This is a genomic window from Stenotrophomonas sp. 112478_Sma, assembly GCF_056479905.1.
The window spans coordinates 3,709,755-3,723,836 of the sequence record NZ_CM151072.1; the positions used below are offsets into that span (position 1 = coordinate 3,709,755).

Annotated in this window: 14 protein-coding genes; 5 read left to right on the top strand and 9 right to left on the bottom strand. The window is 67.7% G+C overall.

Annotated elements, in window-relative coordinates:
- Positions 1 to 61: 61 nt before the first annotated feature.
- Positions 62 to 382 (bottom strand): hypothetical protein, encoded by a 321-nt coding sequence (locus tag ACZK08_RS16845; protein ID WP_053519814.1) that lies wholly within the window; start codon positions 380 to 382, stop codon positions 62 to 64.
- A gap of 128 nt (positions 383 to 510) precedes the next feature.
- Between ACZK08_RS16845 and ACZK08_RS16850 the strand changes: the two genes are divergently transcribed.
- Positions 511 to 1,113, top strand: a complete 603-nt coding sequence (locus ACZK08_RS16850; protein ID WP_053519815.1) for a lipocalin family protein — start codon at positions 511 to 513, stop codon at positions 1,111 to 1,113.
- 84 nt (positions 1,114 to 1,197) lie between these two features.
- Here ACZK08_RS16850 and ACZK08_RS16855 read toward each other — a convergent pair whose 3' ends face one another.
- The 3 genes from ACZK08_RS16855 to ACZK08_RS16865 all read right to left on the bottom strand — a co-directional run bounded on the left by ACZK08_RS16855 (position 1,198) and on the right by ACZK08_RS16865 (position 3,966).
- Entirely contained in the window at positions 1,198 to 1,887 is a 690-nt protein-coding gene (locus ACZK08_RS16855; protein ID WP_053519816.1) for a methionine ABC transporter permease, read from the bottom strand.
- Positions 1,884 to 2,891: a methionine ABC transporter ATP-binding protein gene (locus tag ACZK08_RS16860; protein WP_065181774.1), complete on the bottom strand. Its 1,008-nt coding sequence runs from the start codon at positions 2,889 to 2,891 to the stop codon at positions 1,884 to 1,886. The genes ACZK08_RS16855 and ACZK08_RS16860 overlap by 4 nt, the downstream gene beginning before the upstream one ends.
- Before the next feature lie 178 nt (positions 2,892 to 3,069).
- A complete protein-coding gene (locus ACZK08_RS16865; protein ID WP_065175182.1) occupies positions 3,070 to 3,966 on the bottom strand; it encodes a DMT family transporter in 897 nt (298 codons plus the stop codon).
- Between the two features lie 119 nt (positions 3,967 to 4,085).
- Between ACZK08_RS16865 and ACZK08_RS16870 the strand changes: the two genes are divergently transcribed.
- A complete protein-coding gene (locus tag ACZK08_RS16870; RefSeq protein ID WP_065181775.1) occupies positions 4,086 to 4,568 on the top strand; it encodes a YajQ family cyclic di-GMP-binding protein in 483 nt (160 codons plus the stop codon).
- Positions 4,569 to 4,603: 35 nt separating this feature from the next.
- Here ACZK08_RS16870 and ACZK08_RS16875 read toward each other — a convergent pair whose 3' ends face one another.
- From ACZK08_RS16875 to ACZK08_RS16885, 3 genes are all read right to left on the bottom strand, one after another.
- Entirely contained in the window at positions 4,604 to 5,701 is a 1,098-nt protein-coding gene (locus ACZK08_RS16875) for a helix-turn-helix domain-containing protein (protein WP_065181776.1), read from the bottom strand.
- Positions 5,702 to 5,817: 116 nt separating this feature from the next.
- Entirely contained in the window at positions 5,818 to 6,945 is a 1,128-nt protein-coding gene (locus ACZK08_RS16880; RefSeq protein ID WP_053519821.1) for an NAD(P)-dependent alcohol dehydrogenase, read from the bottom strand.
- A gap of 17 nt (positions 6,946 to 6,962) precedes the next feature.
- Complete coding sequence (locus tag ACZK08_RS16885; protein WP_065181777.1) at positions 6,963 to 8,429, bottom strand: benzaldehyde dehydrogenase; 1,467 nt, start codon at positions 8,427 to 8,429, stop codon at positions 6,963 to 6,965.
- 193 nt (positions 8,430 to 8,622) lie between these two features.
- Between ACZK08_RS16885 and ACZK08_RS16890 the strand changes: the two genes are divergently transcribed.
- Positions 8,623 to 9,189 (top strand): DUF1415 domain-containing protein, encoded by a 567-nt coding sequence (locus ACZK08_RS16890; RefSeq protein ID WP_053519826.1) that lies wholly within the window; start codon positions 8,623 to 8,625, stop codon positions 9,187 to 9,189.
- The gene (locus ACZK08_RS16895; RefSeq protein WP_065181778.1) at positions 9,186 to 9,989 is read left to right on the top strand and encodes an SDR family oxidoreductase; all 804 of its coding nucleotides are present in this window, start codon (positions 9,186 to 9,188) and stop codon (positions 9,987 to 9,989) included. Before ACZK08_RS16890 ends, ACZK08_RS16895 begins: the two co-directional genes overlap by 4 nt.
- A gap of 83 nt (positions 9,990 to 10,072) precedes the next feature.
- Here ACZK08_RS16895 and ACZK08_RS16900 read toward each other — a convergent pair whose 3' ends face one another.
- On the bottom strand, positions 10,073 to 12,103 hold the full coding sequence (locus tag ACZK08_RS16900) for a M3 family metallopeptidase (protein ID WP_065181779.1): 2,031 nt from the start codon (positions 12,101 to 12,103) through the stop codon (positions 10,073 to 10,075).
- 169 nt (positions 12,104 to 12,272) lie between these two features.
- On the opposite strand from ACZK08_RS16900, the gene ACZK08_RS16905 reads away from it, so the two are divergent.
- The gene (locus ACZK08_RS16905) at positions 12,273 to 12,677 is read left to right on the top strand and encodes a hypothetical protein (protein ID WP_065181780.1); all 405 of its coding nucleotides are present in this window, start codon (positions 12,273 to 12,275) and stop codon (positions 12,675 to 12,677) included.
- A gap of 210 nt (positions 12,678 to 12,887) precedes the next feature.
- Here the strand turns inward: ACZK08_RS16905 and ACZK08_RS16910 are convergent, their stop codons facing one another.
- Positions 12,888 to 14,000: a PLP-dependent cysteine synthase family protein gene (locus ACZK08_RS16910; protein WP_065181781.1), complete on the bottom strand. Its 1,113-nt coding sequence runs from the start codon at positions 13,998 to 14,000 to the stop codon at positions 12,888 to 12,890.
- Positions 14,001 to 14,082: the final 82 nt, after the last annotated feature.

Consider the following 14,082-nt stretch of genomic DNA (forward strand, 5'->3'; position numbering starts at 1 on the left):
CCAGGCAGTCATAAGCCGTGGAACGCTAGCACGGATCCGGACACCGCCCCCGTGTCGAAGGTCAGGCCGCCGCCGTCGCGCCGCGTCGGCCGCGCGCGCCGGCTGCCCTCCGGCGGCGCGCCTGTCCACCGGTACGACGCGACGACCGCCGCCGCAGCGACGGCAATGGGCAGCGCAGCAACGCCCACCAGGCCACCAGCGGCATGCCGATCAGCCACAGGGGCAGCCAACCCAGCCAGGCACTGCTGCCACGGGCGGCCGGCCACACCAGGACCAGTGCGACGCCGGCCAGTGCCAGATGCTGTACACCCCGCAGCAGGCGCGGATCGGCGCGTTCGCTGACGCGTTCAGTCGAGGGGCGGCGTGTGAGGCGTGCGCTCATGCGGGTTTCTCCGGTGGACAATGCAACACAGCTTGGGCAAGGGCCTTCTCATACGCTGCGACACCATTGACGGACCGCGTGCACACAGTCGACCATGCGCGTGCAAGCCCACTGGAGCCCGCTCCCGCATGACTTCGATCCGCCCGCTCTGCGCCGTGCTGCTGGCCCTGTCCCTGGCGGGCCCGGCGCTGGCTGCCAGCGATCCGCCGTCGCCGCGTGCCGCGGCGCCCCGCGCCCCCGATCCGAACGCGCCGATCGATCTGCAACGTTTCATGGGCACCTGGTACGTGATCGGCCGCGTACCGAACTTCGTCGAGCGCGGTCACGTTGCCAGCGTCAACGAGTACGCGCTGCGCGACGATCACAAGGTTGCCATCACCTACCGCTACCGCAACGGCTTCAGCGAACCGCAACAGGAGATCCGCGCCCGTGCCAGCGTCGACCCGGACAGCGGCAACCATGGCTGGCGGACCTGGTTCTACCGCGTGGTGCCGACCCATTCGCGCGTTCTGGAAGTGGCGCCGGATTACTCCTGGGCACTGATCGGCTATCCGGGCCGCGAGATGGCGTGGATCTTTGCCCGTCGGCCTGACATGGACAAGACGCTGTACAAGGAGCTGGCCGAGCGCCTGCGCGACGAGTACGGAGTGAATACCGACAAGCTCAAGCGGGTGCCGCAGCGCCCGGACCAGGTCGGCAAACTGGGCTATGAAGTGCCCAACGCGCGGTGAGACGCCGCCGCCGGGCATGGCCCGGCGCTACCGCAACGTCCGCGTGGCCGGGTAGCGCCAGGCCATGCCCGGCGGACGCGCCGGTTACCTGCGGGTGTAATGTGCGACCAGACGGTCGCCGAGCATCTGCAGCAGCTGCACCAGCACCAGCAGCAGCACCACGGTCACCAGGGCGACGTCGGTGTGCGAACGCTGGTAGCCATCACGGAACGCCAGATCGCCCAGGCCGCCCGAGCCGATCGCACCGCCCATGGCGGTGAAGCCGATCAGCGCAACGGTCGTGACCGTGGCACCTGCGATCAGGCCCGGCCGCGCTTCCGGCAGCAGCACACGGGTGACCAGCTGCCAGGTGGTTGCGCCCATCGCCTGGGTCGCCTCGATCACCCCGCGGTCCACTTCGCGCAGCGCGGTTTCCACAAGCCGCGCATAGAACGGTGCGGCGCCGATCACCAGGGGCACGATCGCACCGCGAACACCCAGCGACGTCCCCATCATGAACAGCGTCACCGGAATCAGCACGATCATCAGGATGATGAAGGGCACCGAGCGCAGCAGGTTGACCACCAGCGCCAGCACGCCATAGGCGAACGGACGACGCTTCATCTGCGGCGCACCGAACAGGTACAGCAGCACGCCCAGCGGCAGCCCGATGGCCAGGGTCAAGGGCAGCGAACCGGCCAGCATCAGCAGAGTGTCGATGGTGGCCTGGCCGATATCGGCCCACTTGCCGGCATCCAGGTGGCGGAAGAATCCGTCCGCAGCAGCAATGATCATCGACGCAGTTCCTCGACATGCACGCCAGCGGCCACGAACGCGGCCTGCGCGGCGGCGTGATCGCCACCGACCAGGGCCACGACCAGTTGGCCATATGGTGTGTCCTTGATCCGGTCGATACGCCCGGACAGGATGTTGTAATCGACCCCGGTCTGGCGCGCGATGCTGCCCAGCAGGGGTTCGTAGGTATCGCCACCGAGGAAGGTCAAGCGCACGATGCGCCCACTCACGGCGTCGAAATCACGGTGCAGCGTTCCTTCGTCCACATGCTCCGATTCGCTGACGAAACGGCGGGTGGTGGGATGCTGCGGATGCAGGAACACCTGGGTGACCGGACCGGTCTCCACCAGCTGGCCGGCATCGAGCACCGCCACCCGGTCGCAGACGCGGCGGATCACATCCATCTCGTGGGTGATCAGCACGATGGTCAGGCCCAGCTCGCGGTTGATCTTCGACAGCAGCGCCAGCACCGACGCGGTGGTCTGCGGGTCGAGAGCACTGGTGGCCTCGTCGCACAGCAGGATCTGCGGGCGGGTGGCCAGGGCACGGGCGATGCCCACGCGCTGCTTCTGGCCTCCGGACAGCTGCGCCGGGTACTTCTGTGCGTGTGCCTGCAGGCCGACGGTCTGCAGCAGTTCGGCCACCCGGCTGTCGATCTCCGCCTTCGGTGTACCGGCCAGCTCCAGCGGGAAGGCGACGTTGCCCGCCACCGTGCGCGAGGACAGCAGGTTGAAGTGCTGGAAGATCATGCCGATTCGCCGGCGCAGCGAGCGCAGGCCGTCGGCATCCAGCGCGGTGATGTCCTCGCCGCCGATCAGCAATCGGCCACCGGAAGGCTCTTCCAGGCGGTTGATCATGCGGATCAGCGTCGATTTGCCGGCACCGGAATGACCGATGATGCCGAAGACCTCGCCGGCCTCGATGGTCAGGTCCAGCGGTTGCAGCGCGCTGACCGCGCGGCCGGCAACGGCATAGGATTTGTGCAGGCGCTGGAACTCGATCACGGGAGCGGCTCACCGGCAGGCGACAGAAGGGGGCGTGCAGCCTACCAGCGCCGGCGGTCGCGCGCCTGCGCCATGGGCCAGAATGTTATTCCTTTTGGTTCTAAGACACCTACTCCGGCGCGGATTCCGGGGTCAGAGCCCCTGTGGGGATCTGACCCCGCTCCCCGGCCAAACCGGTTCAGGGATGATCCAGCGGCTTCGGCGGCTGCTGGCGGTTCACCCGCTCGCGGTGCAGCAGGTACAGGCCCGACGCCACGATGATCGCCGCCCCCACCCAGGTGTAGCCATCCGGCAACTGCCCCCAGAAAGCCAGATCCCATCCGATCACCCAGACCAGGCCGCTGTACTCCAGGGGCGCGATCATGGATGCCTCGCCCAGCTGGAAGGCCTTGGTCAGGGCGATCTGACCCAGCGCACCGGCCAGCCCCATGCCCGCGATCAGCGGCGCGTGCGCCAGCAGCAGCGGCCTCCAGCCGGGAATCGCCAGCAGGCCCGCGCCGATCGCCATGATGACCAGGAACCAGACCACCATCGACTGCGAGGTGTCGGTACGGGTCAGCAGGCTGACCGTGATCGCGGCAACGGCGTAGGCGGTGGCCGCGGCCAGCACCATCAGGCCCGGCACCGAGATGAACCCATCCACGCCGGGCCGCAGCACCACCAGCACGCCGACCAGGCCGATGCCGATGGCCACCCAGCGACGCGGTCCGACCCGTTCGCCCAGCAGCGGCACCGACAGGGCCGCGATCAGCAGCGGCGCGACGAAGTAGATGGTGTAGGCGGTGGACAGTGGCAGATCGCGCAACGCGAACACGAAGCAGCCGATCATCGCCATGCCCAGCGCGCCACGCAGCAGATGCAGGCCCCAGCGACGTGGCACCAGCGAACGCGGGCCCGCGCTGACCAGCACCCAGACCAGCACGAACGGCAACGACGCCGCGCCGCGCAGGAAGGTCACCTGCAGGGTGGGATAGCTGGCCGCCAGCTGCTTCATGCCGGCGTCCATCAGGGAGAAGCAGGCGACCGCGGCGACCATCCAGGCCACCGCGCGCGAGGGGGAGCGTTGCACGTTCATGGCCCATTATCGCCGAGCCGGCGGCGGGATGCCGTTGCAGCGATGCCCAGCGCCACGGAAAGCGGGCAGGCTGGCCGGCGCGATAGAATGTCCGCACTGAATTCTTTGGAGCATCGCCCATGCCTTCCTTCGACGTCGTCTCCGAAGTCGACACCCACGAGCTGACCAACGCCATCGACCAGGCCAACCGCGAACTGAGCACCCGCTTCGATTTCAAGGGCGTGGAAGCCAAGTTCGAGCGTGATGGCGATGTCATCAACCAGTTCGCGCCGACCGAGTTCCAGCTCAAGCAGATGAACGACATCCTGCGTGCGCGTCTGGCAGCGCGCGGCATCGACGTGCTGAGCCTGGAGTTCGGCGACATCGAGACCAATCTGGCGCAGGCGCGGCAGAAGATCACCGTCAAGCAGGGCATCGAGCAGAAGGTGGCCAAGAAGATCGCCGCCGCACTGAAGGACGCCAAGCTGAAGGTGGAAAGCCAGATCAATGGCGACAAGCTGCGCGTGCAGGGCAAGAAGCGCGACGATCTGCAGGACGCGATCGCAGTACTGAAGGCCGGCAAGTTCGAGCTGCCGCTGCAGTTCAACAATTTCCGCGACTGACTGCTCCGCCGGGCGTGGCCCGGCACCGCGCTCGATCAATCACGCAGCAGCTTGTACAGCGTGGTGCGCGAGATGCCCAGCTGGCGTGCGGCCAGACTGAGATTGCCGTCCGCCGCCTGCGCCGCCCGGCGCGCCGCTTCACGCTGCTGATCGCGCAGCGCCGGCGCCGCCATCGTCGCCGGTGAAGACCGTCGCACGCTGTTGCCAGCGACCTTGCGCGGCGCCTGCAGATGCTGCAGGTAGACCGCACTGCCCTCGCCCAACCGGACCCGATGCGGCGCCCCCGGCTGCAGCAGGCGCCGCCGCTGTGCGGCACTGGCGCCGGCAAACACCGCTGCAATATCCAGCAACGGCAGTGGCCCGCGCCGCGGCAGGCCCAACAGACGCCGGGCCACACGGTTGGCGGCGCGCAGCTGGCCATCCTCCTGCACCGCCAGCAGCCCCTGCAAGGGTGACGCCAGCCAGCGCGGATCATGCTGCAGCGCCAGCAGGTGCACATCGGCAAGCGTGTGGAACAGGCGATTCTCGCTGGCCAGTGCGGCCTGCCGGAAATAGCCCTGCAGCAGCGAAGGATCGCGCTCACCCAGCCCGGTGATATCGATCACTCCGCATACCCGCCCGTCGAGATCGTGCAGGGGTTCACTGAGGCAGAACACCGGAGCGAAACGCTGCAGGTAATGTTCATTGCCGCGCACCAGCGCTGGCAGGTCGTCGGCCAGGCTGACCGCCGGCGCGGTGGTGCCGATCTCGCTTTCGCCCAGCCGCCGCCCGACCTGGATCGGCCGCAGCAGGGGCGAGTCTTCCAGGCCATGCGCCTGCTGCGCGATCACCATGCCCTCGCGGTTGGCGCAGAACATCGTCCAGCCACGTCCGCCGAAAGCGGCCCACAGCTGTTCCAGCTCCGGTTGCACGCAGCGTGCCAGGCGACGGTCGTCGCGCTGTGGCAGATGCCGGCCATCGCTCTGCAGCGGCAGGTAGACCGGTTCCTGCCCGGGCTGCAGGCCAGCCGCGCGCGAGCGCATCCACGACTGCTGCAACGGCTGCGGCAACACGCTCAATGAACGCGCGTCGCCCTCGGCAAAGGCCGCGCGTGCCGCTACCAGCTGCTGTTGCCCGACGGAGGTTGCGATCATGGGCGCAGCGTACACCGGCCAGCGGCAACGCCACGTTACGCTCCGATGAGGTATTGGCCTGCGGTTGCCGCCCATCCGGCAGGTGCAGGGCGAAGCCCTGCAGCCCTGCCTTCAGATCACGCCGCGATGCGCAGGATCGGCTTCAGGGTGATGCCCCGGGTGCTGTCCTCGGCCGCCTGGTTGATCTGCTCCAGCGGGTAGAACTTCACCAGCCTGTCGAACGGGAAGCGGCCCTGCTGGAACAGCGTGACCAGCTGCGGAATGAACACCTGCGGCACACTGTCGCCTTCCACGATGCCACGGATGCTGCGGCCACCCAGCAGCAGGTTGTTCACGTCGAAACTGGCGGTCGTGCCCAGCTTTGGTGCACCGACCACGCCCATCATGCCCAAGCCCCCCAAGGCCTCGATACCCGCAGAGAGCACTTCAGGGCGACCGGTCGATTCCAGCGCGAAATCGGCGCCACCGCCGGTGATGGCGCGCACGGCCTCGACCACATCGGTCTCGCGGCTGTTGACCACGTGGGTGGCGCCCAGCTCCAGCGCGAGTGCCAGGCGCGACGGCACCACATCGATGGCGATGATGGTCGTGGCACCGGCCACCTTGGCCGCCATCACCGCACTCAGACCGACTGCGCCGGCACCGTAGCTGGCAAAACTGCTGCCCGAGCGTACCTTCAGCGAATTGAGTACCGCGCCGGCACCGGTCTGGATGCCGCAGCCCAGCGGGCCCAGCAGTTCCAGAGGCGCATCGTCGGGCACTTTGATCGCATTGATCTCGCGCGCCAGCGCATAGGTGGCAAACGAAGACTGCGCGAAGAAATGGTCGTGCAACGGCTGACCCTGCGCATCGGTGATGGCGGTATGGCCGTGGCCATCATCGCCCCCGAAGTTCAGCGCGAAGAAATCCCTGCAGTAGGCGCCATGACCGCCCCGGCACGGATTGCAGTGGCCGCAGGCGCCATAGGTCAGCACCACGTGATCCCCTGCTTTCAGTTCCTTTACGTTGGGGCCGACCGCCTCCACGACGCCGGCGCCTTCGTGACCCAGCACCGCGGGCAACGGCACCGGGTAGTACTGATCGCGCACGATCAGGTCGGTGTGGCACAGGCCGGTGGCTACCACCTTCACCAGGACCTCATCCTCCTGCGGGCCGCGCAGCCGGGCCTGCTCGATGACGAAGGGTTGTTCCTTGCCGCGGACCACTGCAGCGGTGATCTCGCGTGTTGCCGTATTGTCGTTCATCGTGATGGCTCCTTCGATCAGATCGGATAAGCGGGCGCCTCGCCCTTGACGGTCAACCACTGCCACTGCGTGAACTCCTCCCAGTTGGCGGGGCCGCCGATACTGGTGCCATTGCCGGATGCTCCGACACCGCCAAAGGGATTGATCACCTCGTCGTTCACGGTCTGATCGTTTATGTGCAGCAGTCCGGTGCGCAGGCGCTCACCGAGCTTCAGTGCGCGGCCGACATTGCTGGAAACGATGGCCATCGACAGGCCGTACTCGCTGTCGTTGGCCAGGCGCACTGCATCGTCGTCATCGTCGAACGGCACCACCACCGCCACCGGCGCGAAGATTTCTTCGTTGAACGCCGGATTGTCAGCAGCGACGTTGCCAAGCACGGTCGGCGCGAAGAACAGATCGCGATGGGTACCTCCGGCCTCCAGCGAGGCACCGGCCTGCACTGCCTGCTCGACCACGCGCGTGGCGTGGTCGCGCTGGCCGGCATTGATCAGCGGACCGATCGCCACGTCTTCGCGCGCCGGATCGCCCACCTTCAATGAATTGGCCTTGGCCACCAGCTTCTGCAGGAACGCGGAGTGGATCTTCCGCTGCACCAGCACGCGGCCGGTCGCCATGCAGATCTGGCCCTGATGCAGGTAGACCCCCCACGCGGTGTTGGCCACCGCCAGGTCGAGGTCGGCATCATCGAGGATGATCAACGAGTTCTTGCCGCCCAGCTCCAACGAGACCTTCTTCAGATGCTTGCCCGCCGCTTCTCCGACCTTGCGCCCGGCGGCGGTGGAGCCGGTGAACTGGATCATCGCCACGTGCGGATCGCTGGTCAGCGCAGCGCCGGCCGCGCCATCACCGGGCAGCATGTGCAGAACGCCTGCCGGCAGGCCGGCCTGCTCGAACAGGCGTGCGATCACCGCCCCGCCGCACACCGCTGTGCGCGGGTCAGGTTTGAGTACCACCGCGTTGCCCAGCGCGATGGCCGGCGCCACCGCGCGCATGGCCAGATACAGCGGAAAGTTGAAAGGCGAGATGACCCCTACCACACCCAGCGGTCGGCGCCGCGCCAGATTCAGTCGGCCCGGCTCGGAAGGCAGAATCTCGCCGGTGCTGCGCGACGGCAGCGCCGCAGCCTCGTGCAGTGCCTTGATGGTCACCTTGGCCTCAAAACCTGCCTTCAGGCGGGTGGAGCCGCTTTCGCGTACCAGCCATTCGACCAGGGTGTCGATGTGTTCTTCGGCCAGGCGTGCCGCTTTGCGCAGCACTTCAGCGCGCTGTTCGTACGGAGCCGCCGCCCACGCCTGCTGCGCCTGTGCAGCGGCCGCCGCCGAGCGCGCCACCTGCGCCGCGTCGGCCAGGCCGATCTGGCCGAGCGTGTTACCGGTGGCCGGCTCGATCACCGGCTGCCGTTGCGCGGCCGCCTGCCACCGGCCATCGAAGAGGGCGCCGGCCCAAAGGGCGTCCGGCAGCCACGGAGAAGATGCAGTCATGGGTGTCCTCCTGTGTCGTGCGTCCATTCCACGCCTACCGCCCGCAGCAGGCAATCGGCCATCTGCCGGTGGCCTGCAAAGGTTTGAATCGGCGGGGATTTGCAGCATGGCGACTGTCCAGTTCCTGCACAGTGAACAGCGCAGCGGCGGCACACTGCCTACAATGGCGACCTCGCCCGCCGATGTGCCCGCCATGACCGATATCGCCCTGCCCACCGACGACCCGATCGCCGCCACCCGCCTGTGGCTGGAGCGCATCGTCATCGGCCTGAACCTGTGTCCGTTCGCCAAGGCCGTATATGTGAAGGACCAGGTCCGCTTCGTGCTCAGTGATGCCACCACCCCCGAAGCACTGGTCGAACAGCTGGCCGAGGAACTGGTGCTGCTGCGGGACACGCCGGCCGAGCAGATCGACACCACCCTGATCGTGCACCCGCAGGTGCTGACGGATTTCCTGGACTACAACGACTTCCTCGACAACGCCGACGCGGCGATCGAGGCGCTCGATCTGCAGGGCATCCTGCAGGTGGCCAGCTTCCATCCGGACTACCAGTTCGAAGGCGTGGCCGCCAACGACGCCAGCAATTACACCAACCGCGCGCCCTATCCCACGCTGCACCTGCTGCGCGAGGACAGCGTGGCACGCGCGGTGGACGCCTTCCCCGATCCGGACGTGATCGTCGAGCGCAACATCCAGACGCTGGACCGCATCGGCGTGGACGGCTGGCATCGCCGCCTGCGTGGCGAAGACCTGTCATGAGCGCGGTTCCGCCGATCGCTGCCTGGCCTGCCGCGCCGCTGGCGGGCAAGGTGGTGCTGGTCACCGGTGGCGCCAATGGCATCGGCCGCGGCATCGCCCAGGCCGTGCTCGGTGCCGGCGGCCGCGTGCTGATCGGTGATCTGGATACGGAAGCCGGCCACGCCTGCCTGGCCGAATGGCATCGCGATGACGATGCGGCGTTCCAGCCCCTGGACATCACCGACGAAGCCAGCGTGCGCGCGTTCATCGCCACGGCGGTGCAGCGGTTTGGCGGCATCGATGGCCTGGTCAACAATGCCGGCATCGCCGGTGCGCACGGTACGCCACTGCAGGACATGGCGTGGGACGAATGGCAGCGCCGCCTGTCATCGCTGCATGGCGCTTTCCTGTGCAGCCGGCATGCCCTGCCGGCACTGTCATCCGGTGGCGCCGGCGCCATCATCAACATCGCCTCGACCCGCGCCCGGCAGTCCGAAGCCCATAGCGAAGCCTATGCCGCGGCCAAGGGCGGACTGGTGGCATTCACCCACGCGCTGGCAATCAGCGCCGGACCGGCTGTACGGGTGAACAGCATCAGTCCGGGCTGGATCGGCACCAGCGAGTGGCAGGCGCCCTCCCGGCGCCATGCGCCCGAGTATTCGGCCATCGACCACGCACAGCATCCGGTCGGCCGCGTCGGCCGCCCGGAAGACATCGGCGCGCTGGCGGTGTACCTGCTGTCGCCGCTGTCCGGATTCACCACCGGCCAGGATTTCATCGTCGACGGCGGCATGACCCGGAAGATGATCTACGCCGAATAGAGCACCGCTTTCCGGTGGGTGCGGACCTTGGTCCGCACCATTGCCAGGAAGTGCCAACCAAGGTTGGCACCTACCAGAGCGGCTTACGCCATGCCCGAATGGCGCAGCAGCGCATCGATCTGCGGCGCACGGCCACGGAAGGCCTTGAAGTTCTCGGCCGCTGGACGGCTGCCCCCGCGCGAGAGGATCTCGTCGCGGAAACGTGCACCGGTCGCGGCCAACGCCTGCGGTGCTTCCTCGAACGCCGCATAGGCATCGGCACTGAGCACCTCGGCCCATTTGTAACTGTAGTAGCCGGCCGCATAGCCACCGGCGAAGATGTGGCTGAACTGATGCGGGAAGCGGTTCCAGGCTGGCGGATGATTCACCGCCACTTCGCCGCGCACGCGCTCCAGCAGTGCCAGCACACTGTCCTGCGTGGGCTCGAACTGGCTGTGCAGCAGCATGTCGAACAGACCGAACTCCAGCTGGCGGACAGTCGCCATGCCGCTGTGGAAATTGCGCGCGGCCAGCATGCGCTCATACAGCGCACGTGGCAGCGGTTCACCCGTCTCCACGTGCGCAGTCATGCGCTGCAGGTGGTCCCATTCCCAGCAGAAGTTCTCCATGAACTGGCTGGGGAGCTCCACCGCATCCCATTCCACGCCATTGATGCCGGCCACGCCCAGCTCACCAATGCGGGTCAGCAGCTGGTGCAGGCCATGGCCCATTTCATGGAACAGCGTGGTCACTTCATTGTGGCTGAACGTAGCCGGCCTGCCGCTGGCACCGCGACCGAAGTTGCACACCAGATACACCAGCGGCGTCTGCACGCTGCCATCGGCACGCTCGCGCCGGTTGCGGCAATCGTCCATCCACGCACCGCCGCGCTTGCCCTCACGGGCGTACAGATCCAGGTAGAACTGGCCTACCAGCGCGTCCCGCGCATCGACCAGCCGGAAGAAGCGTACGTCCTCGTGCCAGACCGGTGCGCTGTCCTCCTGCACGCGCAGTCCATACAGCTGCTCGATCACCGAGAACAATCCACCCAGCACCTTCGGCTCGGTGAAGTACTGTTTCACCTCCTGCTCGGAATAGCTGTAGCGCGCCTGCTTCAGGCGGTCGGCCGCGAACGCCAGGTCCCAGGCCTGCAGGCTGTCGATGCCCAGGTGGTCACGCGCGAACTGCTCCAGTTCGGCACGGTCCCTGGCCGCGAACGGCTTGGCGCGCGACGCCAGGTCACGCAGGAAGCCCAGCACTTCGGCCGGGTCCTGCGCCATCTTGGTGGCCACCGAGTAGTCGGCGTAGGAATCAAAGCCGAGCAGTGCGGCCAGTTCAGCCCGCAGGGCCAGGATGCGGTCGATGTTGCCGCTGTTGTCCAACGCGTCATCGCCGAATTCGGAAGCGCGCTGCGCGCTGGCCCGGTACAGGATCTCGCGCAGGTCACGATCTTCGGCCCAGGTCTGTACCGGCAGGTAACACGGCATCTGCAGCGTCAACTTCCAACCGTCCCTGCCATCGTTCGCCGCTGCCGCACGCGCGGCAGCCTTCACGTCGTCCGGCACGCCAGCAAGGCGTGCTTCGTCTTCCACGATCAACGACCACGCATCGGTGGCGTCCAGCACATTCTGCGAGAACTTCGCGGACAGCGCCGACAGTTCTTCCTTGATCGCGGCGAACCGCTGCTGGGCGTCCGGCGCCAGCTCCGCGCCCCCCAGGCGGAAGTCGCGCAGCGTATTGTCCAGCACCTTGCGCCGGGCCTCATCGAACGACCCCGCCTCCGGGCCGGTGGCCAATGCCTGGTACTGGCGGTACAGCGCCAGGTTCTGGCCCAGCGCACTGGCGAAGCGGGTCACCCGCGGCAGGTTGCTGTTGTAGGCCTCGCGCAGTTCCGGCGTGTTGACCACGCCCTGCAGGTGGCCGACCAGGCCCCAGGCGCGCCACAGCCGCTCGGTGGCATCGTCCAGCGGGACCACGAAGGTGTCCCAGCGGACCGGCTGCACCTGCTCGGCTGCGTTGACGGCGGCCTCGGCCTCGGCCAGCAGCACGTCCAGCGCCGGCGCCACGTGCTCGGGGCGGATCGCCTCGAAGCGCGGCAGGCCGGAGAAATCGAGCAGGGGGTTGGCAGCGGTCACGGCAGATCTCCAGTTACGGGCCCGAGGAGCGGGCAGCCCAGTCGATATGGCGCTGGCCGGAGCCGCAGACAAGGGGGGCGCGCCGATCATTCACGTCGGCCTTACGGGGTCGCGCGGAAGCTCTGGGTGCGGGGGAGTCCGCAGCGGAACATGCCGATAGAGGCCCCACATGGAAGGTCTGGCTCAGGTTGCGACCGCGTTGCCGGTCCGGTCGCTGGCGCTGTCTGCCAGCGCGGAGGAGTTGTCCTGGATCGCCACATTGTGCGATCCCGGCGATGATGCCCCGCGCCATCTGCAGCAGCTGCAGGTGCTCATGCAGCAGGGCGGCATCCTCAACGATGAGCAGGAGTGGTACCCGTTCGAGGTGATCGAACGCGGTGCCCGCCACCTGCACCCGGGGCACGAGCGTGAGTTCGTGATCTGCGTGCTGCTGTGGCTGCAGGCGCTGGCCCAGGACCGCATCAGCAGCCTGGACCCACGGCTGCACCTGGATGATCGCGCGATGGACATCGAGGCGCTGCCTGATGTGCTGCGCGATGCGGTGCTCGACGCGTTCACTGCGGCGGGATACTGATCGGGATGCGCCGCTGCGCTCGCCGGGCGTGGCCCGGCGCTACCGGGACCGACGGGCTCTGATACGCCGCTGCGCTCGCCGGGCGTGGCCCGGCGCTACCGGGATCGACGGGCTCTGATGCGCCGCTGCGCTCGCCGGGCGTGGCCCGGCGCTACCGGGATCGACGGGCTCTGGTAGCGCCGGGCCATGCCCGGCGGAGGCACCGCAGGCTTACAGCGCTTCCAGGCTGCAGCACGGCAGCGCAGGCAGGCCCTGACCCGCCACGGCCGCGGCCAGCTGCGCATCGGCACCGTCCACATCGATGCCCTGTCGTGCGTACCACGCCGGGTCGTAATAGCTCTGCGCGTAGCGCTCGCCACTGTCGCACAGGATGCTGACGATGCTGCCGTGGCGGCCGGCTTCGCGCATCCACTGCGCCGCCTGCAGCACACCGATGAAGTTGGTGCCGGTGGAGCCTCCCACGCGCCGACCGAGCTGCCGGCTGACGTGGCGCATGGCTGCCAGGCTCAATGCATCCGGCACCTTCACCATCGCATCGACGCTGGTTGGAATGAAGCTCGGCTCCACCCGCGGTCGGCCGATGCCTTCCACACGGGAGCCACCGCTGCAGGTCAGGTCACGCCACTGCTGCTCGCCCGCCACCGCCGCCTGGTAGCCCTCGAAGAACACCGAGATCTCCGGATCCGCGCAGAGGATGCGGGTGTCGTGCCGCCGGTAGCTGACGTAGCGGCCCAGCGTGGCCGCAGTGCCGCCGGTGCCTGGGCTGCAAACGATCCACTCGGGTACCGGGCTGGGCTCTTCGGCCATCTGCTTGAAGATGGACTCGGCGATGTTGTTGTTGGCGCGCCAGTCAGTGGCCCGTTCGGCGTAGGTGAACTGGTCCATGAAGTGACCGCCGGTTTCGCGCGCCAGCCGTTCCGATTCGCAGTTGAGATCACAGGCGCGCTCGACCAGGTGGCAGCGGCCACCATGGAATTCGATGGCAGCGATCTTTTCCGGAGAGGTCGTGGCCGGAATCACCGCGATGAAGGGCAACCCCAGCAGGCGTGCGAAATACGCTTCGGACACCGCGGTCGAGCCGCTCGACGCCTCGATCACCGGCCGCCCTTCGCGCAGCCAGCCGTTGGCCAGCGCGTACAGGAACAGCGAACGCGCCAAGCGGTGCTTCAGGCTGCCGGTGGGGTGGCTGGATTCATCCTTCAGGTAGACATCGATGCCTTCGAACCCGGGCAGCGCCATCGGGATCAGGTGGGTATCGGCGGACCGGTTGAAATCGGCTTCGATCTTGCGGATGGCCGCAGCCACCCAGGCGCGCTGGGACATGGAACGCCACTTCGGTGAGTACAGCTGCGCATTCTACTCCGCCCGCACCGCTGCAACGGGCGCCGCGGCCGCCCTGCACGGC

Excerpts from the sequence above, each read along its gene's own strand:
- ACZK08_RS16845 (WP_053519814.1), bottom strand. The coding sequence starts at position 382 with ATGAGCGCACGCCTCACACGCCGCCCCTCGACTGAACGCGTCAGCGAA.
- ACZK08_RS16850 (WP_053519815.1), top strand. The coding sequence starts at position 511 with ATGACTTCGATCCGCCCGCTCTGCGCCGTGCTGCTGGCCCTGTCCCTG.
- ACZK08_RS16855 (WP_053519816.1), bottom strand. The coding sequence starts at position 1,887 with ATGATCATTGCTGCTGCGGACGGATTCTTCCGCCACCTGGATGCCGGC.
- ACZK08_RS16865 (WP_065175182.1), bottom strand. The coding sequence starts at position 3,966 with ATGAACGTGCAACGCTCCCCCTCGCGCGCGGTGGCCTGGATGGTCGCC.
- ACZK08_RS16870 (WP_065181775.1), top strand. The coding sequence starts at position 4,086 with ATGCCTTCCTTCGACGTCGTCTCCGAAGTCGACACCCACGAGCTGACC.
- ACZK08_RS16875 (WP_065181776.1), bottom strand. The coding sequence starts at position 5,701 with ATGATCGCAACCTCCGTCGGGCAACAGCAGCTGGTAGCGGCACGCGCG.
- ACZK08_RS16880 (WP_053519821.1), bottom strand. The coding sequence starts at position 6,945 with ATGAACGACAATACGGCAACACGCGAGATCACCGCTGCAGTGGTCCGC.
- ACZK08_RS16885 (WP_065181777.1), bottom strand. The coding sequence starts at position 8,429 with ATGACTGCATCTTCTCCGTGGCTGCCGGACGCCCTTTGGGCCGGCGCC.
- ACZK08_RS16890 (WP_053519826.1), top strand. The coding sequence starts at position 8,623 with ATGACCGATATCGCCCTGCCCACCGACGACCCGATCGCCGCCACCCGC.
- ACZK08_RS16895 (WP_065181778.1), top strand. The coding sequence starts at position 9,186 with ATGAGCGCGGTTCCGCCGATCGCTGCCTGGCCTGCCGCGCCGCTGGCG.
- ACZK08_RS16905 (WP_065181780.1), top strand. The coding sequence starts at position 12,273 with ATGGAAGGTCTGGCTCAGGTTGCGACCGCGTTGCCGGTCCGGTCGCTG.
- ACZK08_RS16910 (WP_065181781.1), bottom strand. The coding sequence starts at position 14,000 with ATGTCCCAGCGCGCCTGGGTGGCTGCGGCCATCCGCAAGATCGAAGCC.